This window comes from Variovorax sp. YR750, assembly GCF_900109805.1.
Classification (GTDB): domain Bacteria; phylum Pseudomonadota; class Gammaproteobacteria; order Burkholderiales; family Burkholderiaceae_C; genus Variovorax; species Variovorax gossypii.
On record NZ_FOBJ01000002.1, the window covers coordinates 167,949 to 185,270 of the forward strand.

Annotated in this window: 18 protein-coding genes; 14 read left to right on the forward strand and 4 right to left on the reverse strand. The window is 68.1% G+C overall.

The window, feature by feature from the left end:
* Positions 1 to 28: 28 nt before the first annotated feature.
* The 7 genes from gstA (at position 29) to BMY35_RS04345 (ending at position 6,377) form a co-directional block, all read left to right on the forward strand.
* A complete protein-coding gene (gene gstA / locus BMY35_RS04315) occupies positions 29 to 637 on the forward strand; it encodes a glutathione transferase GstA (RefSeq protein ID WP_093195776.1) in 609 nt (202 codons plus the stop codon).
* A 165-nt stretch (positions 638 to 802) separates the two neighbouring features.
* Positions 803 to 1,588, forward strand: coding sequence for an enoyl-CoA hydratase/isomerase family protein (locus tag BMY35_RS04320; RefSeq protein ID WP_093195777.1), 786 nt, complete (start codon positions 803 to 805; stop codon positions 1,586 to 1,588).
* Positions 1,585 to 3,411, forward strand: coding sequence for an acyclic terpene utilization AtuA family protein (locus BMY35_RS04325; protein ID WP_093195778.1), 1,827 nt, complete (start codon positions 1,585 to 1,587; stop codon positions 3,409 to 3,411). The genes BMY35_RS04320 and BMY35_RS04325 overlap by 4 nt, the downstream gene beginning before the upstream one ends.
* 85 nt (positions 3,412 to 3,496) lie before the next feature.
* Positions 3,497 to 4,600, forward strand: coding sequence for an alkene reductase (locus BMY35_RS04330; protein WP_093195779.1), 1,104 nt, complete (start codon positions 3,497 to 3,499; stop codon positions 4,598 to 4,600).
* 75 nt (positions 4,601 to 4,675) lie between these two features.
* Positions 4,676 to 5,161, forward strand: a complete 486-nt coding sequence (locus tag BMY35_RS04335) for a RidA family protein (protein ID WP_093195780.1) — start codon at positions 4,676 to 4,678, stop codon at positions 5,159 to 5,161.
* The gene (locus BMY35_RS04340) at positions 5,158 to 5,613 is read left to right on the forward strand and encodes a GNAT family N-acetyltransferase (RefSeq protein ID WP_093195781.1); all 456 of its coding nucleotides are present in this window, start codon (positions 5,158 to 5,160) and stop codon (positions 5,611 to 5,613) included. The genes BMY35_RS04335 and BMY35_RS04340 overlap by 4 nt, the downstream gene beginning before the upstream one ends.
* Before the next feature lie 8 nt (positions 5,614 to 5,621).
* Entirely contained in the window at positions 5,622 to 6,377 is a 756-nt protein-coding gene (locus BMY35_RS04345; RefSeq protein WP_093196169.1) for an SMU1112c/YaeR family gloxylase I-like metalloprotein, read from the forward strand.
* Here the strand turns inward: BMY35_RS04345 and BMY35_RS04350 are convergent.
* Together BMY35_RS04350 and BMY35_RS04355 are read right to left on the reverse strand one after the other, a co-directional pair.
* On the reverse strand, positions 6,374 to 7,777 hold the full coding sequence (locus BMY35_RS04350) for a sensor histidine kinase (RefSeq protein ID WP_093195782.1): 1,404 nt from the start codon (positions 7,775 to 7,777) through the stop codon (positions 6,374 to 6,376). The genes BMY35_RS04345 and BMY35_RS04350 overlap by 4 nt on opposite strands.
* A gap of 7 nt (positions 7,778 to 7,784) precedes the next feature.
* Positions 7,785 to 8,474 carry a response regulator transcription factor gene (locus BMY35_RS04355; protein ID WP_019653620.1) on the reverse strand — a complete coding sequence of 230 codons (690 nt, stop codon included), beginning with the start codon at positions 8,472 to 8,474 and terminating at the stop codon, positions 7,785 to 7,787.
* 137 nt (positions 8,475 to 8,611) lie between these two features.
* Between BMY35_RS04355 and BMY35_RS04360 the strand changes: the two genes are divergently transcribed.
* From BMY35_RS04360 to BMY35_RS04380, 5 genes are all read left to right on the forward strand, one after another.
* The gene (locus BMY35_RS04360) at positions 8,612 to 9,472 is read left to right on the forward strand and encodes an alpha/beta hydrolase (RefSeq protein WP_093195783.1); all 861 of its coding nucleotides are present in this window, start codon (positions 8,612 to 8,614) and stop codon (positions 9,470 to 9,472) included.
* Between the two features lie 44 nt (positions 9,473 to 9,516).
* A complete protein-coding gene (locus BMY35_RS04365; RefSeq protein WP_093195784.1) occupies positions 9,517 to 9,813 on the forward strand; it encodes an acyl carrier protein in 297 nt (98 codons plus the stop codon).
* Between the two features lie 61 nt (positions 9,814 to 9,874).
* Complete coding sequence (locus BMY35_RS04370) at positions 9,875 to 11,158, forward strand: beta-ketoacyl-[acyl-carrier-protein] synthase family protein (RefSeq protein WP_093195785.1); 1,284 nt, start codon at positions 9,875 to 9,877, stop codon at positions 11,156 to 11,158.
* 33 nt (positions 11,159 to 11,191) lie between these two features.
* Complete coding sequence (locus BMY35_RS04375) at positions 11,192 to 12,322, forward strand: sterol desaturase family protein (RefSeq protein WP_093195786.1); 1,131 nt, start codon at positions 11,192 to 11,194, stop codon at positions 12,320 to 12,322.
* A 10-nt stretch (positions 12,323 to 12,332) separates the two neighbouring features.
* Positions 12,333 to 12,860 (forward strand): GNAT family N-acetyltransferase, encoded by a 528-nt coding sequence (locus BMY35_RS04380; RefSeq protein ID WP_143080643.1) that lies wholly within the window; start codon positions 12,333 to 12,335, stop codon positions 12,858 to 12,860.
* Between the two features lie 18 nt (positions 12,861 to 12,878).
* On the opposite strand, the gene BMY35_RS04385 is transcribed toward BMY35_RS04380, so the two are convergent.
* Positions 12,879 to 15,116 (reverse strand): heavy metal translocating P-type ATPase, encoded by a 2,238-nt coding sequence (locus BMY35_RS04385; protein WP_093195788.1) that lies wholly within the window; start codon positions 15,114 to 15,116, stop codon positions 12,879 to 12,881.
* Between the two features lie 132 nt (positions 15,117 to 15,248).
* On the opposite strand from BMY35_RS04385, the gene BMY35_RS04390 reads away from it, so the two are divergent.
* On the forward strand, positions 15,249 to 15,443 hold the full coding sequence (locus BMY35_RS04390) for a heavy-metal-associated domain-containing protein (protein WP_019653627.1): 195 nt from the start codon (positions 15,249 to 15,251) through the stop codon (positions 15,441 to 15,443).
* Entirely contained in the window at positions 15,440 to 15,841 is a 402-nt protein-coding gene (cueR, locus tag BMY35_RS04395) for a Cu(I)-responsive transcriptional regulator (protein ID WP_093195789.1), read from the forward strand. Before BMY35_RS04390 ends, cueR begins: the two co-directional genes overlap by 4 nt.
* A 114-nt stretch (positions 15,842 to 15,955) precedes the next feature.
* On the opposite strand, the gene BMY35_RS04400 is transcribed toward cueR, so the two are convergent.
* Complete coding sequence (locus tag BMY35_RS04400) at positions 15,956 to 16,918, reverse strand: YcjF family protein (RefSeq protein ID WP_093195790.1); 963 nt, start codon at positions 16,916 to 16,918, stop codon at positions 15,956 to 15,958.
* Positions 16,919 to 17,322: the final 404 nt, after the last annotated feature.

The following is a 17,322-nucleotide window of genomic DNA, read 5'->3' on the forward strand; positions in this document are numbered from 1 at the left end:
CCAACCTCGTCATCACTGGAGTTTTCGAATGAAGCTGTACTACTCGCCCGGCGCCTGCTCGCTCTCGCCCCATATCGCTCTGCATGAAGCGGGCATCGCCGTCGAACCCGTGCTGGCCAGCACCAAGAGCCACAAGCTGCAGGACGGCACCGACTACTACGGCATCAACCCGCTGGGCTACGTGCCGATGCTCGAGCTCGACGACGGCACCCGCCTGCGCGAAGGCCCCGCCATCCTCCAGTACATCGCCGACCTGGCGCCCACCAAGAACCTCGCACCGGCCGCCGGCACCATGCAGCGCTACCGCCTGCAGGAATGGCTGACCTTCATCGGCACCGAAGTGCACAAGGGCTTCAGCCCGCTGTTCAACCCGAACATGCCCGACGAAGCCAAGGGCATCTTCAAGGACAAGCTCAAGTCGCGCTTCCAATGGCTCGACAAGGAACTGGCCAGCAAGGAATACCTGATGGGCGAGCACTTCAGCGTGGCCGACGGCTACCTGTTCACCGTCACCAACTGGACCAAGCCCACCGGCGTGGACATCTCCGACTTCCCCAACCTGCTCGCCTGGCATGCACGCGTGGGCGCCCGCCCGGCCGTGCAGGATGCGATGAAGGCTGAAGGCCTGCTGAAGTAATACGAAGCTCGCAAAAGAGACTGAAAGCAAGCAGAAGCAGCCAAGCGGCCTGGGCCCCTCCTAGGGAAAACCCGGGCCGCTTCAGCCACAAGCCGCACGATGCGGCTTTTTTTTCGCGCGACGCTACGGGCAGAACTCCAGCCGATCGAAGAAGGAATCCGCGCCATGCCCGAAACCCCTCCGTCCGCCGCCGAACTGCGCGAAGAGATGCGCGGGCCCGTCATGTGGCTCACCATCGAGCGCGAGGAGCGCCGCAACGCCATCAACGCCGCAGTGCTGGCCGGCCTGGGCGATGCCATCGCCCGCGCCAACAACGACAGCGCCGTGCGCGCAGTGGTCATCACCGGCGCGGGCACGCGCGCCTTCTGTGCGGGCGCCGACCTGCAGAGCGGCACCTCCTTCAAGTTCGACTACGCCGCGCCTTACCAGGGCTTCGCCAATCTCTTCCGACAGGCCAGGCAATCGACCGTGCCGCTGGTCGCGCGCGTCAACGGTGCCTGCATGGCCGGCGGCATGGGCCTCATGGCGATGTGCGACATGGCCGTGGCCAGCAGACAGGCGGTGTTCGGCCTGCCCGAGGTGAAGGTCGGGCTCTTCCCCGCACAGGTGCTCAGCGTGCTCGGCGGCCTGCTGCCGCGCCGCGTGCTGGCCGAGATGTGCATCACCGGCGAACCCATCGACGCCGCGCAGGCGCTCGAGCTCAACCTCGTCAACCGCGTGAGCGACGACGTCGACGAAAGCGTCGACTGGCTGCTCGGCCGCATGCTCGACAAGTCACCCGCCGCCATCCGCCGCGGCCTCTACACCATGAAGAAGATCGAGGCCATGGCCTTCGAGGAATCGATGGCCTTCACCGAAAGCCAGATCGGCCTGTTCGCGCTCACCGAGGATGCAGCCGAAGGACAGCTCGCCTTCCGCGAGAAGCGCAAGCCGCAGTGGAGCGGACGATGAGCAACAGCAACAGCGAACGCATCGTCCGTATCGGCGGCGCCTCCGGCTTCTGGGGCGACAGCAGCGTGGGCGCGCCGCAGCTCGTCGGCAGCGGCCAGATCGACTATCTCGTGTTCGACTACCTCGCCGAGCTCACCATGTCGATCCTCGCGGGCGCGCGGCTCAAGAAGCCCGAGCTCGGCTATGCGACCGACTTCGTCTCGGTGGCGATGAAGTCCGTGCTGAAGGACGTCGTGAAACAGGGCATCCGCGTGGTGAGCAACGCGGGCGGCGTGAACCCGCAAGGCTGCGCCGACGCACTGGCAGCGCTCGCGGCCGAGCAAGGCATCGCGCTGAAGATCGCCGTGGTGAGCGGCGACGACGTGTCGCCGCTGCTGCCGCAACTGCGCCAGTCGCAACCGCCCGTGCGCGAACTGCAGAGCGGCGCCGCGCTGCCCGAACGCGTGCTCACCGCCAACGCGTATCTCGGCGCACAGCCCATACGCGCCGCGCTCGACGCGGGCGCGCAGGTCGTCATCACCGGCCGCTGCGTCGACTCGGCCGTGACGCTCGGCGTGCTCATGCACGAATTCAAGTGGCAGCCGAACCAGCTCGACCTGCTTGCCGCAGGCAGCCTCGCGGGCCACATCATCGAATGCGGCTGCCAGGCCACCGGCGGCCTGCACACCGACTGGGACACCGTGCCCGACTGGCCCAACATCGGCTACCCCATCGTCGAGTGCGGCGCCGACGGCAGCTTCGTCGTCACCAAGCCCGCCGGCACCGGCGGCAAGGTCACGCCCGCAGTGGTGGGCGAGCAGATGCTCTACGAGATCGGCGACCCCGCCGCCTACCTGCTGCCCGACGTGGTGGCCGACTTCACGCAGGTGCGCATCGAGCAGGCCGGCGAGCACCGCGTGCGCGTGCACGGCGCGCGCGGCCGAGCGCCCACCGCGAGCTACAAGGTCAGCGCCACCTACGTCGATGGCTTCAAGACTGCGGCTCAGCTCACCATCGTCGGCTTCGACGCGGTGGCCAAGGCGAAGCGAACGGGCGAGGCCATCCTCGCGCGCACGGGTGCGCTGTTCTCGCAGTATGGCTTCGGCCCCTACAGCGGCACGCAGATCGAAGTGCTGGGCGCGGAGTCCTGCTACGGCCCGCATGCACGGCAGGCATTGCAGACGCGCGAGGCGGTGCTGCGGCTCGCGGTGACGCATCCGCGAAAGGAAGCGCTGGAGCTGTTCGCGCGGGAGGTCGCACCCGCAGGCACGTCGTGGGCACCGGGCACCACCGGCGCGGGCGGCGGACGGGCCTCGGTGTCGCCGTCGATCCGGCAATACGCGTTCCTTCTGGACAAGTCGCAGGTCGAGGCATCGGTGAGCGTCGACGGAGAGCGCATCGATGTTCCACGCATGGACAGCGCACCCGCCGACGAAGCGGCCAATGCCATCCCTTCGCCTGCCAGAGCCATCCGGACGACGATCGACACCGCCGCCACCGACAGCATCGAGGTGCCGCTGCTGCGCCTGGCCTGGGCCCGCAGCGGCGACAAGGGCGACACATCGAACATCGGCGTCATCGCACGCCACCCTGCCCTGCTGCCGCTGCTGCGCGAGCAGCTCACCGAGGCACGCGTGGCCGAGTGGCTCGCGCACCTGGTCAAGGGCCGCGTCACGCGCTACGAGGTGCCGGGCATCGACGCCTTCAACTTCGTCTGCGAACAGGCGCTGGGCGGTGGCGGCATGGCCTCGCTGCGCAACGATCCGCTGGGCAAGGGCATGGGGCAGATCCTGCTGGCCGTTCCCATGCGGGTGAGCCCCGCCTTGCTGGCATTGCTTGCCTAGCACCAATCCGTCAACCGTGCGACAGCAGGGTTGAGGCGGCGCGCTTAGCCTTGCGCCCCGTATCAACTCTGCTTTCGATCGCACGATGTCCACCCTTTTCGATCCCGTACAGGCCGGCGACCTGAAGCTCGCCAACCGCGTCGTCATGGCGCCGCTCACGCGCAACCGCTCGCCGAACGCCATCCCGCCCGACATCGCCGCCACCTACTACGCCCAGCGCGCCAGTGCCGGCCTGCTCATCACCGAGGCCACCGCCATCAGCCACCAGGGCCAGGGCTATTCCGACGTGCCCGGCCTCTACGGCACCGAGCAGCTCGACGCCTGGAAGCGCGTGACCGACGCCGTGCACGCCAAGGGCGGCAAGATCGTGGTGCAGCTGTGGCACGTGGGCCGCGTCTCGCACAACGAACTGCAACCCGGTGGCGGAAAGCCCGTCGCCCCCTCGGCCATCACCGCCAAGACCAAGACCGTGCTCATCAAGGACGGCGTGCCCACCTTCGTCGACACCTCCGAGCCGCGCGCGCTCGACGCGAGCGAACTGCCCGGCATCGTGCATGCCTACGCGGTGGCTGCGCGCAGCGCGGTGGAGACCGCAGGTTTCGACGGGGTCGAACTGCACGGCGCCAACGGCTACCTGCTCGACCAATTCCTGAAGGACGGCAGCAACAAGCGCACCGACGACTACGGCGGCAGCATCGAGAACCGCGCCCGCCTGCTGCTCGAATCCGCGCGCGCCGTGGTCGATGCGGTCGGCGGCGGCAAGACCGGCATCCGCCTGTCGCCCGTCACGCCCGCCAACGACGCCCACGACAGCAATCCGCAGCCGCTCTTCACCTACGTGGTGAAGCAGCTCGCATCGCTCAACCTCGCCTACATCCACATCATCGAAGGCGCCACCGGTGGCCCGCGCGAGATCGAGGACCGTCCCTTCGACTACGAAGCCCTCAAGGCCGCCTACCGCGAAGCCGGCGGCAAGGCCGCATGGATGGTCAACAACGGCTACGACCGCCCCCTCGCCGAAGAGGCCCTGAAGGAAGGCGACGACCTCGTGGCCTTCGGCAAGCCCTTCATCTCCAACCCCGACCTCGTGCGCCGCCTGCGCGAGAACGCACCGCTGAACCCGGTCGACAAGGCCACCATGTACGGCGGCGGCGCGAAGGGCTACACGGACTATCCGGCGCTGGCCTGAGCCCGAAGCAGCAGCGAGGGCCATGGCAAGATGCGACGGACGCTTCGTGTCCGTCGCATCAAGGAGAGAAATGCCATGGCTCGCATCGAGCAACGACTGGCCGCGCTCGGCCTCGTCCTTCCGCCCGCAGTGACGCCGCCACCCGGCGTCGTGCTGCCTTTCCAGTTCGTACGCATCGTCGGCCGCCGCGCGCTGATCTCCGGCCACGGCCCGCTCAATGCCGACGGCACCATCGCCGCTCCGCTGGGCAAGCTGGGCCGCGAGCTGGGCGTGGAACAGGGCTACACCGCCGCGCGCCTCACCGGGCTCGCGATGCTGGGCAGCCTGCAGCGCGCACTGGGCGACCTGGACCGCATAACCGCATGGACGCGCGTGTTCGGCATGGTTTCCTGCGCACCGGGCTTCGACAGGCAGCCGGCCGTCATCAACGGCTTCTCCGATCTCATCCTCGAAGTCTTCGGCCCCGACATCGGCGCACATTCGCGCAGCGCGGTGGGCATGGCGGAACTGCCGTTCAACATTCCCGTCGAGATCGAGGGCGAAGTGGAAATCGACGCATGACGGCATGGACCATCAGGCGCGCCACGGAGGACGATGCAGCCTCCATCGCCGACTGCGCCGTCGAGGCTTTTCGCCACTACATCCCGCGGCTGGGCCTCACGCCGACGCCGATGACCAGGGACTACGGCGCGTCGATCGCGAACGCGCAGGTCTGGGTCGCGCAACAGCAGGAGCAGATCGTCGCGGCGTTGGTGCTCGACGTCACCGACGAGGGCTTCCTGATCGACGTGATCGCGGTGCGCCCCACGCAGCAGGGCACCGGTGTGGGCCGCGCGCTGCTCGAGCTCGCCGAGCGCGAGGCGCTGCGGCAAGGCCACGACTCGATCTACCTCTTCACCAACGAGAAGATGAGCGAGAACCGCGCGCTCTACGAGCGCATCGGCTATGTCGAATACAAGCGCCTCGCCTTCGCGGAACGCACGCGCGTCTTTCTTCGCAAGCAACTGAAGTGACGGCCACGATGCAGCTCGAACGCATTCACCACGTCGCCATCATCTGCTCCGACTACCCGGCGTCGAAGCGCTTCTACACCGAGGTGCTGGGCCTGCGCGTGATCGCAGAAAACTACCGCGCCGCGCGCGATTCGTACAAGCTCGACCTGGCGCTGCCCGACGGCTCGCAGATCGAGCTCTTCTCCTTTCCCGATGCGCCCGCGCGCCTCACGCGACCCGAGGCGCAGGGGCTGCGCCACCTGTCCTTCGAGGTACCCGACGTGCAGGCCGCGGCCGCCGAACTCGCATCGAAGGGCATTGCCGTCGAGCCGCTGCGCACCGATGATTTCACGGGCAAGCGCTTCACCTTCTTTGCCGATCCCGACGGCCTTCCACTCGAACTCTACGAGGCCGCACCGGAGGAAGACCTGGATGCACTGCTGCTGAAGCTCGAAGGCGCGCTTCATCTTCGCGAGGTCCGCGCAAGCGCCGCGCGGCTCGAGGAGCTGCTCGACGACGACTTTCACGAGCTCGGTGTCTCGGGCACGGTGTGGACGCGCGACGCCATCATCGAGGCACTGCGCGACGAAGCTTTCTCGGAACGCACGATGTCGGACTTTCGCGTGCTGCGCATGGGGCCGGACGTGGCGCTGGTCACCTATCGCGCGCACCGCGAAGCCATTCCACAACGCCCCGGCGCAGACTCGCTGCGCAGCTCGCTCTGGCGACGACGCTCGGGCCGCTGGCGCATGGCGTTCCACCAGGGCACGCCGCTGCCGCTCTAGATCGCTTCGCCGAAGGCCACGCTCACGCGAAGGCCAGTGGGCTCCGCTGCTTCGAGCCGCAGCTCCGCGCCCAGCAGCTCCGCATAGCGAGAGACGATCGACAGGCCGAGCCCCGAGCCCTGCCCCAGCTTCTCCCCCGCGGGCCCTTGGGCCCAGCGCCGCATCAGGTCGCGCTGCGCCTCCAGCGGGATGCCGGGGCCGTCGTCGATCACGCTCAGCGTGTGGCCCGCGAGCTCGACCGTGATGGTGCGCCCGCCGTAGCGCAGCGCGTTGTCGATCAGGTTGTCGAGGATGCCCTCCACCAGCGCTTCGTTGGCGCTCACGACCACGCCGTCGTCGAGGCCGCGCGCGCCCAGGTCGACGCCTCGCGCATCGGCTCGCGCGAGGTGCCGCAGCACCGTCTGCTCCGCCAGCACGTCGAGCCGCACGGGCACGCGCTTGAGCTCGGTGCGCGCCTCCTCGGCCAGCGCGAGCGCGAGCAGCTGATCGATCAGGTGGCTGGCGCGCGCCTGGCGCTCCGACACGCGCTCCAGCTGTTCGCGCCATACGTTGGTGTCGTGCTGCGCCAGCCCGTACTCGGCCAGTGCGCGGATGCCCGCCAGAGGCGTGCGCAGCTCGTGCGCCACGTTGCCCACGAACTCGCGCTGCGCCTGCACGCTGTTGCCCAGCCGCTCGAAGAGCGAGTTGACCGCATTGCCCAGGCGCTGGATCTCGCGCGAGGTCTGCGCCACCGCCACCGGCGAGAGGTCGCGCACGTCGCGCCGGTCGAGCGCGCGCTGCAGCTCGCCGAGCGGGCGCAGGTCGCTGCGGATGCCGTACCAGAGCCATACCGCGAGCAGGATCAGCAGCACGATCTGCGGCGCCAGCGCATAGCCCAGCAGCTGACGCACCAGCGCCGTGCGGCTCAGCGTGGTCTGCGCAATGATCACGCGGTAGGGCATGCTGATGTCGGGTTCGGCGTCGTGCTCGAGCACCACCGCGCGCAGCGTGCTGCCCTCGTAGTCGACATCGGAGAAGCGGTAGCGCGAGCCGTCCACCGGCAGCGGCGCCTTCAGGCCCGACTGCCCCGAGATCAGCGTGCCGTCGAGCCGCTGCACCGCGAAGTAGACCTTGTCGACCTGGTCGAAGAGCACGGTGGCCACTTCGCGCGGCGTGAGCAGCAGCTCGATGCCGCGCTCGCCCGCCTGCACGTTGGCCGACAACGCATACGCGTCGTCGAGCATGCCGCGGTCGAAGGCCTGCTCGGAGAAGTAGTTGGCGATGACCAGCGCGATGACCGCGCCGACCATCCACGTGAGCGCCAGCGGCACCAGCACGTTGCGCAGCACGCGCCGCGTGAGCGACGGCGCGCGCACTGTCGCCGCCGGCTGCGATTCGGTGGTCTGCTCCTGGCCGGTCACGCGCGGATCAGACCTCGGCTTCGAGCAGGTAGCCGATGCCGCGCAGCGTGCGGATGCTCGCGCCGGTGCCCTGCAGCTTCTTGCGCAGGCGGGAGATGAAGGCCTCGAGCGCGTTGTCGCCGAGCGATTCGTCGAAGCTGGAGAGCTTGTCGGACAGCGCACGCTTGCTCACCGTGCGGCCCGGCGGACTCATGAGCTCCCACAGCACCTCGAATTCGCGCGCCGGCAGGTCGAGCGGGCCGTTCGCGGTGGAGAAGCGGCGTGCCTTGCGGTCGAGCTTCAGCTGCCCCAGCAGCACGATGTCTTCCGTGCCCTTCGCGCGGCGCACCAGCGCACGCAATCGCGCCTCGACCTCGGCCAGGTCGAAGGGCTTGCCCAGGTAGTCGTCGGCACCGGCATCGAGGCCGGCGATGCGCTCCTCGGTGCGGCCACGCGCGGTGAGCACGAGCACCGGCGTGCGGTCGCCGCGCGCACGCGCCTGCCGCAGCGCGGTGAGACCGCTCGCGAGACCGCTGGTGGGGCTCGCCGTGGCCGGCAGGTTGAGATCGAGCAGCACGGCATCGAAGGGCTGCACGCGCCACAGGTGGTCGGCATCTTCGACATTGGTCGACACGTCCACGCGATGGCCGGCATCAGCGAGGCTGCGCACCATCACGTCGCGCAGAACGGTGTCGTCTTCGACGAGCAGAATTCGCATGGTCTTTGAATGGTTGGGGGTAATCTGCCTTGCGAACGACGGGTCAGCGGCCGGTCAGTCGCTCCAAGCGATAAACGCCACATGAGCATACGACAGCAACACGAAACGCGGGCCATTTTCATGGCCTGCGCCACGCGATGAGTGCGCGCGAACCCTCCGATCTGCTGAGCCTGGTTCCTCCGGAAGTGCAGCGCACCGCCGTGGTCCTGCTGCATGGTTTATGCAGCACGCCTGACGAGTTGCTGACCGTGCAGTCGGCGCTGCGCAGCCGCGGCTATCCGGTGTATCCGCTGTCCATCGAAGGCTACTCCTTCGACGCGGGCGCGCCGCTGCAGCGCGCGGCACCGTACGAATGCTGGCTCGACGCCATCCAGGCACAGGTGAAGGCGCTGCGCGCGCGGCACGACCGCGTGATGCTGGTCGGGATCTCCGCTGGCTCTTCGCTGGCGCTGGGTGCAGCCATCCGCTGCGGCAGCGACGTCGATGCGCTGGTGCTCATGTCGACCACGCTGCGCTTCGACGGCTGGGCCATTCCGCGCACGCAGTTCCTGCTGCCGCTGGCCTTCTACACGCCGCTGGGCCGGCTCTGGCAATACCGCGAACGCCCGCCCTACGGCGTGAAGAACGAACGCGTGCGCGCCTGGATCGAGCGCGAGCTGCGCCACCGCAAGGTCTCGCGCGCGGGCAGCTCCGTCATCGGCGTGGGCCACCTGCGCGAGCACGACAGGCTCATCCGCCACGTGCGCCGCAACCTCGGCAGCGTGCAGTGCGCCAACGTGCTCGCGCTGCATGCCCAGCAGGACGAGGTGGCCAGCGTGGCCAACCTGGGCATCCTCGCGCGCGGCCTCCGCTGCCGCGCATTCCGCGCCGTGGTGGTCGCCAACAGCTACCACATGATCACAATCGACAACGATCGTCAACAGGTTGTGAGCGAAACAGTGTCGTTCGTCGATGCAGTAGCGCATGGCACGATGCCCGAGCATCCGCTGTACGCCTGACCTCTTCGAACCCGTTCGACCACGCCTGAAAGGAAAGCATTCCCATGTCTTCTTCCGACGCATCCACCCCCACCTTCAACAGCATCGCGGCGATCCTCGAGACCGACTTCCGCGTCGATCGCTCGGCCATCTCGCCTGCCACCGTGCTGACCGATCTCGGCCTCGACTCGCTCGCGCTGATGGAATTCGTCTTCGCCGTCGAGGATGCCTTCCACCTGCGCATCCCGGAAGACCGCCTCGATCCGCGCGAAGCCGGCATCACGCTGCAGCGCCTGTGCGAAGTGATCGACGCGGAAAGCGCCGGCATCACCGCGGGCCAACCGGCGGAAGCAACGGCATGAGCGCCGCGCCGGGCCGCCCCAGGCAAGCTCGCACCGCAGCGCGAAGCGCGGAGGCCTTCCAATGAGCAGTGGTGCCGCCCACGCCGTGCTCGCCGCCTCGGCTGCACGCGCCGCATCAGCGCCGGTGCGCGTGAGCGGCATCGGCTTCGTCACGCCCATCGGCCGCACCGTCGAGGCCTTCGACGAGGCCCTGTTCGCGGGCCGTTCGGCCGTGCGCGCGCAGACGCTGGAGATCAAGGGCATGGACCCGATGGCGCTCGCCGTCGCCGCCTGCGACTTCGACTCGAACGGCGTGCGCAGCACCTCCCGCCTGCCGCTGGACCGCGGCACCGCCATGGCGCTGGCCGCCGCGCAGGACGCGGCCGGCGAAGCGAAGCTCGACCCCGACACCATCGACCGCGACCGCCTCGGCATCTTCTGGGGCAGCGGCCTCGCGGGCGCCGGCACCTTCGACAACACCACCAGCACGCTCTACGGCGAACAGCGCCGCATGCGCCCGACCACCGTGCTCACCGTGATGCCCAACGCGGCGGTGGCCGAACTGGCGCTGCACTTCGGCGCGCGCGGCTCGGCCATCGCGTACGCCTGTGCCTGCGCCTCCTCGGCCGTGGCCATCGGTGAGGCGATGCGCGCGATTCGCGGCGGCTGGATCGACGTCGCCATCGTCGGCGGCCACGACGCCATGCTCACGCCCGGCGTGATGGCCAGCTGGCACGCCATGCGCGTGATGGCACCGCCGCCGGCGGATGCACCGTCGACCGCATGCCGTCCCTTCTCGGGCGACCGCGCGGGCTTTGCCATCGGCGAAGGAGCGGCCGCGCTGGTGCTCGAATCCGAAGCGCACGCAGCTGCTCGCGGTGCCGAAGCCGCGCCCTTCGTGCTCGCGGGCTACGCCACCAACTGCGACGGCACGCACATCACCAACCCCGACACCGCGGGCCAGGTGCGCGTGATGCGCGCCGCGCTGCGCGACGCGGGCATCGAAGCCGGCGAAGTTGGCCACATCAACGCCCACGGCACGGCCACCTCCGCAGGCGATGCAGCTGAAGCGGCATCGATCCGCGAGGTGTTCGGCAACGCCGTGCCTGTGAGCGCGACCAAGGCCATCCACGGCCATGTGCTCGGCGGCGGCGGAGCGATCGAGCTCGTCGCGACGCTGCGCGCGCTGGCACGCGAAGCACTGCCACCCATCGCGAACCTGCAGGCACCCGACACCGCGTTCGATCTCGACTTCGTGCAGGGCGAAGCGCGCGAGGCCAAGGGCATCCGCTATGCGCTGTCGAATTCCTTCGCATTCGGCGGCACCAATGCGGTCATCGTGGCCGGCCGCGCGTCCGATCGCTGAAGATTCGCTGAACGCTTCCTGAAAAATCGCGCGGTGCATCGGCTGGTCGTTCTCGTCGTGCCGGTGTTCGCGCTGCTCATGGCGTGCGAATTCGCCTGGGGCTGGCTGAAGCGGCGCAACACCTACCGCTTCGCCGACACCATCGGCAGCCTGAGCCAGGGCCTCTTGAGCCAAGCGCTCGCGGTGTGCACCCAGCTCTTCCAGATCGGCCTCTACGCGATGGTCTATCCGCTGGTCGCGATCTGGACCCGGCCCGCGTTCTGGGACGGCGCCATGGGCTGGATCGCCGCCGTGCTGCTGTTCGACTTCTTCGACTACTGGCTGCACCGCGCGGGGCACGAGTCGGCGGTGTTCTGGGCCGCGCACTCGGTGCACCACCAGAGCCAGCACTTCAACTTCTCCACCGCGCTGCGGCAGGAAAGCACCGTCGCTTTTCTCGGCTGGGTCTTCTACCTGCCGATGGCGGTGGTGGGCGTGCCGCCGGAACAGTTCGGGCTCGCAGGGCTGATCGTGCTGGTCTACCAGTTCTGGATCCACACCGAACACATCGGCAAGCTCGGCTGGTTCGACCGCGTGTTCTCCTCGCCTTCCAACCATCGCGTGCATCACGCGGTGAACGACGGATACGTCGACCGCAACTACGGCGGCATGCTCGTGGTGTGGGACCGGATGTTCGGCACGTTCGCGGAAGAAACCGAGCGCTGCGTCTACGGCACGCGCAAGGCGCTTTCGAGCTTCGATCCGATGCGCGCCATCCTCGGCCCCTACGCGCCGCTGCTGCGCGACGCCTGGCACACGAAGCGCTGGCGAGACAAGATCGCCGTGTGGTTCAAGCCGCCGGGCTGGCGGCCGGCCGATGTGGCGGCGCGTTTTCCGGAACCCGCGTTTTCGCTGGAAGAATCCATGCACATCCACGACCCCGCGCTCACGCGAGCGCAGGTCACCTCGGCCGCACTTCACTTCGCATGCTGGGTCGGCGTGACGCTGGCCTTCCTCTGGCGCTCGGACGACCTCGCCTTCCAGACCGGGCTGACGCTGCTCGCGATGGCAGTCGGCGGCTTCTGGTCCATCGGCGCGGTGCTCGATTCGCGGCTGCGGCTGCGATGGGCCTGGTGCGCGCAGGCGGCGCTGCTGGCGATCTCGGCGGTACTGCTCTTCATCTGATCGCCCGGGCATGGCCCGCTATGCTCTGCGCCTTCATCGTTGCGGGGCATCCATCATGCGCAGGCTGGCCACTCCCGAGGACATCGACACCGTCTTCGCCCTCTACATGCACGAGAAGGTCGTGCCCTACCTTGGCTACGACCCGATGCCGCTCGAGGACTTCCGGCCGATCTACCGGCAGCTGCTCGACGGGCGCGACTTCTTCGTCTACGAGCGCAACGGAGGCATCGCAGGCTTCTATCGCGCCTCGCGCTATCCCGGCCGCGTGCGCCACGTGGCCAGCCTCGGCACGCTCGCGGTGAACCCCACGCTGCACGGCCAGGGCATCGCGCTGGCCATGGTGACGGATGCGATCGAGCGGCTCAGGTCGGAAGGCGTCGAGCGCATCGAACTCATCGTCGAGAGCGACAACGCACCGGCGCTGCGCTTCTACGAAAAGCTCGGGTTCGAACGCGAAGGCACGCTACGCAAGTTCTACAAGCGTGCCGGCGATGCGCAGGCCATCGACGACCACGTCATGGCGCTGCTCTTCGACTGAGCGACCAGCACCACAGGCTCAAGGCTTCCAGCGCCGCAGCAGCAGCGCATTCGCCATCACGCTCACGCTCGACAGCGCCATCGCCGCGCCGGCCACCACCGGGCTCAGCAGGCCGAAGGCCGCGAGCGGAATGCCGGCCACGTTGTAGGCGAAGGCCCAGAACAGGTTCTGCCGGATCTTCGCCACCGTGCGCGCCGAAAGCTCGAAGGCCTGCGCGACCAGAGCGAGATCTCCGCGCATCAGCGTGATGCCAGCTGCTTCCATCGCCACGTCGGTGCCGCCGCCCGAAGGCGCCATCGCAATGCCCACGTCGGCCGCGGCCAGTGCGGGCGCATCGTTGGCACCGTCGCCGACCATCGCTACGACGTGGCCGTTCTTCCTCAACGCGGCGACCTGCGCAGCCTTGTCGGCCGGCAGCACGTCGGCGCGCACATCCTCCGCCGCGATGCCGAGCCGAGCCGCCATCGCCTGGGCCGCGCGAAGGTTGTCGCCCGAGATCATCACCACGCGAAGGCCCCGGGCACGCAGCGTGCGGATCGCTTCCGCGGCCTGCGGCTTGGGTTCGTCGGCGAAGGCGAGCAAGGCCTGCACATGCGCGGCGCCGGCATCGTCGAAGCGCAGCAGCGCGGAGACTGTTGCGCCTTGCGACTGCAGGCGATCGACTTCCGCATCGTCGGGCATCGCGTCGAGCTCGCGGCACCAGCGCAGGCTGGCGATGGCCCATTGGACGCCCTCGACTTCTCCGCGCACGCCACGACCCGGAAAGGCTTGCATGACTCCGAGCGCGGGGACCTGCAGATTGCGCTGCGCCGCCGCCGACAGCACCGCCTTTGCCAGCGGATGCTCGCTGCCTCCCTGCAGGCTCGCGGCAGTGGCCAGCAACTGGTCTTGCGAAGCAGCGGCACCCGCCACGGGCACCAGCGCGGTCAGCACCGGACGCCCGATGGTCAGCGTGCCTGTCTTGTCGAATGCCACGGTGTCGACGCGGTGCGCGATCTCCAGCGAACGCGCGTCCTTGATCAGCACGCCATGCCGCGCCGCCACGCCGGTGCCCGCCATCACGGCCACCGGTGTCGCGAGGCCCAATGCACAGGGACATGCGATGACCAACACCGCCACGGCATGGATCAGCGTCGTCTCGATGCCGGCCCCCGCCACCATCCAGGCCGCGAAGGTGGCCAGCGCGATCAGCAGCACCACCGGCACGAACACGGCCGCGACCTTGTCCACCAGGCGCTGGATCGGCGCCTTCGCGGCCTGCGCGTCTTCCACCAGGCGGATGATGCGCGCGAGCACGCTCTCGGCGCCGATCGCGCTCACCTCGATGACCATGCGGCCGTCGCCATTGACTGCGCCGCCGGTGAGCGCATCGCCCGGTCCCTTGGCCACAGGCAGCGGCTCGCCGGTGAGCATGGATTCGTCGACCTCGGACTGCCCTTCGATCACCCGTGCGTCGGCCGGCACGCGCTCGCCGGGCCGCACCGCGAGACGGTCGCCCACCATCACCTCGGCCAATGGCACGTCGCTTTCCTTGCCTCGGGCGCCGATCAGGTGCGCCACTTCAGGCCGCAGCTGCTGCAGGGCGCGGATCGCGGAAGTGGCCTGGCGCTTGGCGCGCGCCTCCAGCCACTTGCCGAGCAGCACCAGCGTGATCACCACCGCCGAAGCCTCGAAGTACAGGTGCGGCACCATGCCGTGGCCCGCATGCTCGCCGGTGGACGCACGCCACCAGAGCCAGAGCGAGAGACCGAAGGCCGCGCTGGTGCCCAGCGCCACCAGCAGGTCCATGTTGCCGGTACGCGCCTTCACCGCATGCCAGCCGGCGCGATAGAAGCGCGCGCCCAGCCAGAACTGCACAGGCGTTGCGAGCAGCAGCTGCACCCACGGCGGCAGCATCCAGTCGAGCCCGAAGAGATCGCCCAGCATCGGCGCCATCAACGGAATCGACAGCGCGAGGCCGATCGCGACCGGGCCGAAGCCGGCCCATGGCGAGAGCGCTGCTTCGTCGGCCGCACTGTCCGGCGTACGAGGCTCGTAGCCGGCAGCGCGCACTGCGCGACGCAGGCGGGCATCCATGTCTTCGCTGCCGCCCGTCACCACGCGGGCCGATTCGGTCGCGAGGTTCACGCTCACGTCCTGCACGCCCGGAACGTTCTTCAAGGCACGCTCGACACGCATGACGCACGAGGCGCAGGTCATGCCGCCCACCGAGAGGTCGAAGGTGGAAAGAGAGGGGTTCGACTGAAGTTTTTCCATGTACGAAGGCTAAAGCCTCACACCATGTCAAGGTCAAGCGGACGTTTTCAGAGCCCCTGCCCTGGACATTGACATCGTGAGAGGGTTCAAACTGTGGCCTCTCGATATCCCTCATTTTCAAGGAGCTACACGATGAGCCAGAAATTCCAGGTCACGGGCATGAGTTGCGGCCACTGCGTCAACGCAGTACAGAACGCGGTGCAGACGGTGGATCCCGAAGCGCAGGTCACGGTCGATCTGGAGACGGGTCATGTCGACGTGCTGAGCGAGCAGCCGCGCAAGGACATCGTGGCCGCCATCGAGAACGCGGGGTACGCGGTTCAATGACGGTGGGCAACGTCACCATCGGTGAAGCGGCGCGGCGCTCCGGCGTTTCGGCCCGCATGGTCCGCCATTACGAGGGACTGGGCCTGCTGCCGGCGGTGGCGCGCACCGAGAGCGGCTACCGCCAGTACGGCGAAGCCGACATCCACACGCTGCGCTTCATCAAGCGCTCGCGCGACCTGGGTTTCTCGATGGAAGAGATCGCCGAGCTGGTCGGACTGTGGAACAACCGGCGGCGCACGAGTTCGAGCGTGAAGCGCATCGCCGAGAAGCATCTTGGCGAACTGGAGCAGCGCATCGCGGACATGCAGTCCATGCGCAACACGCTGGCGCATCTGGTCCACTGCTGCCACGGCGACGCCCGCCCGGATTGCCCGATCCTGGACGACCTCGCAAATTAGGTACTCCCCCAGGCTTCGCGCACTTCGTGTCGCTGCGCCAACCCCCTCGCCGGGGGCAACACCTGCGGCCCGGCAAAGCCGGTTCTGCGGTGTTCCTGGAAGGGGGCGGCGCTTTCAGGCGCCGCGCACCAAGGACAGCACCTTGCCCGCATCCAGCGTGCGGGCCTTCTCCTGGATGGCGGGCAGATATTGCGTCTGCAGGTTCTGGCCTTCCTTCACCACGCCGGAGAAAGTGTCCTTCAGCATCTGCGTCGAAAGCGTGCGGCCGCCGGCGTAGTAGCGCTTGGCGACGTGACCGAGTGCGTAGGTCGACGCGAAGCTCATGCCCGAGCTCACGGCCTGGTTGCCCAGCCCGCGCAGCAGGCCGCCGCCGACCTTTCCGAGCAGGCCTCCGAGCAGCTTGCGCCCGGCCTGTTCCAGGTACTGCGAGGTGAGACCCACGCCGACCGTGGCCAGGAAATCCTTGATGTGGCCGCTGTCGAGCTCGTAGCCGTACGACTTGCCGATGCGGTAGACCAGCTTCATCTGCAGCGGAATGATGGCCATGGTCGATAGCGTCTCGGGCAGCAGCTCGAGCGCGCCGTTGAGGATGGAGGCGTTGAGGATCGACTTGTCCAGCTCGGCCGTATCGGGAGTGTTCGGCGCCGACGGCGCCACGGCGACGGCTCCCGCTGCTCCAGCGGTTGCGGCCGCTGCCGCCGGCACCGCGGCCGCGATGTCTTCCGCCTGCTGCGAAAACGCCGCTGCCGAGGCATCCAGCCCCAGCGAGGTACGCACGTCCGCCAGGAACATGCGCTCCGCCTCCGACTGCGTGCCGTCCGCGTCGCAGACGCACACCGCCATCTCGTAGGCCAGCTGCCTCGCCTCGGGACTTTTCAGCTCCCCTGCCACCGAGGCCAGCGACACGCGCTTCATCAGCACGTCCTGGTAGAGCGTCGGCAGGTTCAGGCCGTCGGCCTGCGACAGGCCTTCCGCGATGCGCTTGATCTCCGCGCGCTCCCGCTCGTGCTTCTCGCCGTCGACGAAGGCGGCCAGCAGGCTCAGGGTAACTATCGACTTTGTTTCAGAAGGTGTCATGTTCGCTATTTCCGCAATTTCAACGACCCGGTGGGGTCGCGGCCCGCGCCAGAAGGTTCCTTCGCCCGTTCTCCCCACAAACCTTGGGCAACTCTGTGGATAACGTCGGCACTTCTGTGTAGGGGTCTCGCAAGCCGTTGATTTAAAAGAAGAATCCTTAGTCTGCCCATTTTTTCGGCAATGAATTTCTCCGGGCAAAAACCGCTTTCGCAGATTTTCGAAGGGCCGTCAAAGGACAAGTCTGGGGACATTTTTTGAACAAGGCATGGTTTATCCACAGGCCCGAAGGGTTACCCAATGTTGTCCATGTCGCGGGTACAAACCGGAAGCGCAGCTGCGCACAGTGACAGCGGCATGACAAGTGCTTGTCGCATAACGAAAAAAGCGGCATGTCCACAGAGGGA

Bases quoted from the DNA above. Each gene is read 5' to 3' on its own strand.
- gstA (WP_093195776.1), top strand. From the start codon at position 29: ATGAAGCTGTACTACTCGCCCGGCGCCTGCTCGCTCTCGCCCCATATC.
- BMY35_RS04335 (WP_093195780.1), top strand. From the start codon at position 4,676: ATGGCTCGCATCGAGCAACGACTGGCCGCGCTCGGCCTCGTCCTTCCG.
- cueR (WP_093195789.1), top strand. From the start codon at position 15,440: ATGACGGTGGGCAACGTCACCATCGGTGAAGCGGCGCGGCGCTCCGGC.
- BMY35_RS04385 (WP_093195788.1), bottom strand. From the start codon at position 15,116: ATGGAAAAACTTCAGTCGAACCCCTCTCTTTCCACCTTCGACCTCTCG.
- BMY35_RS04390 (WP_019653627.1), top strand. From the start codon at position 15,249: ATGAGCCAGAAATTCCAGGTCACGGGCATGAGTTGCGGCCACTGCGTC.
- BMY35_RS04330 (WP_093195779.1), top strand. From the start codon at position 3,497: ATGTCCACCCTTTTCGATCCCGTACAGGCCGGCGACCTGAAGCTCGCC.
- BMY35_RS04320 (WP_093195777.1), top strand. From the start codon at position 803: ATGCCCGAAACCCCTCCGTCCGCCGCCGAACTGCGCGAAGAGATGCGC.
- BMY35_RS04360 (WP_093195783.1), top strand. From the start codon at position 8,612: ATGAGTGCGCGCGAACCCTCCGATCTGCTGAGCCTGGTTCCTCCGGAA.
- BMY35_RS04400 (WP_093195790.1), bottom strand. From the start codon at position 16,918: ATGACACCTTCTGAAACAAAGTCGATAGTTACCCTGAGCCTGCTGGCC.
- BMY35_RS04365 (WP_093195784.1), top strand. From the start codon at position 9,517: ATGTCTTCTTCCGACGCATCCACCCCCACCTTCAACAGCATCGCGGCG.
- BMY35_RS04355 (WP_019653620.1), bottom strand. From the start codon at position 8,474: ATGCGAATTCTGCTCGTCGAAGACGACACCGTTCTGCGCGACGTGATG.
- BMY35_RS04325 (WP_093195778.1), top strand. From the start codon at position 1,585: ATGAGCAACAGCAACAGCGAACGCATCGTCCGTATCGGCGGCGCCTCC.
- BMY35_RS04345 (WP_093196169.1), top strand. From the start codon at position 5,622: ATGCAGCTCGAACGCATTCACCACGTCGCCATCATCTGCTCCGACTAC.
- BMY35_RS04380 (WP_143080643.1), top strand. From the start codon at position 12,333: ATGGCCCGCTATGCTCTGCGCCTTCATCGTTGCGGGGCATCCATCATG.
- BMY35_RS04370 (WP_093195785.1), top strand. From the start codon at position 9,875: ATGAGCAGTGGTGCCGCCCACGCCGTGCTCGCCGCCTCGGCTGCACGC.
- BMY35_RS04340 (WP_093195781.1), top strand. From the start codon at position 5,158: ATGACGGCATGGACCATCAGGCGCGCCACGGAGGACGATGCAGCCTCC.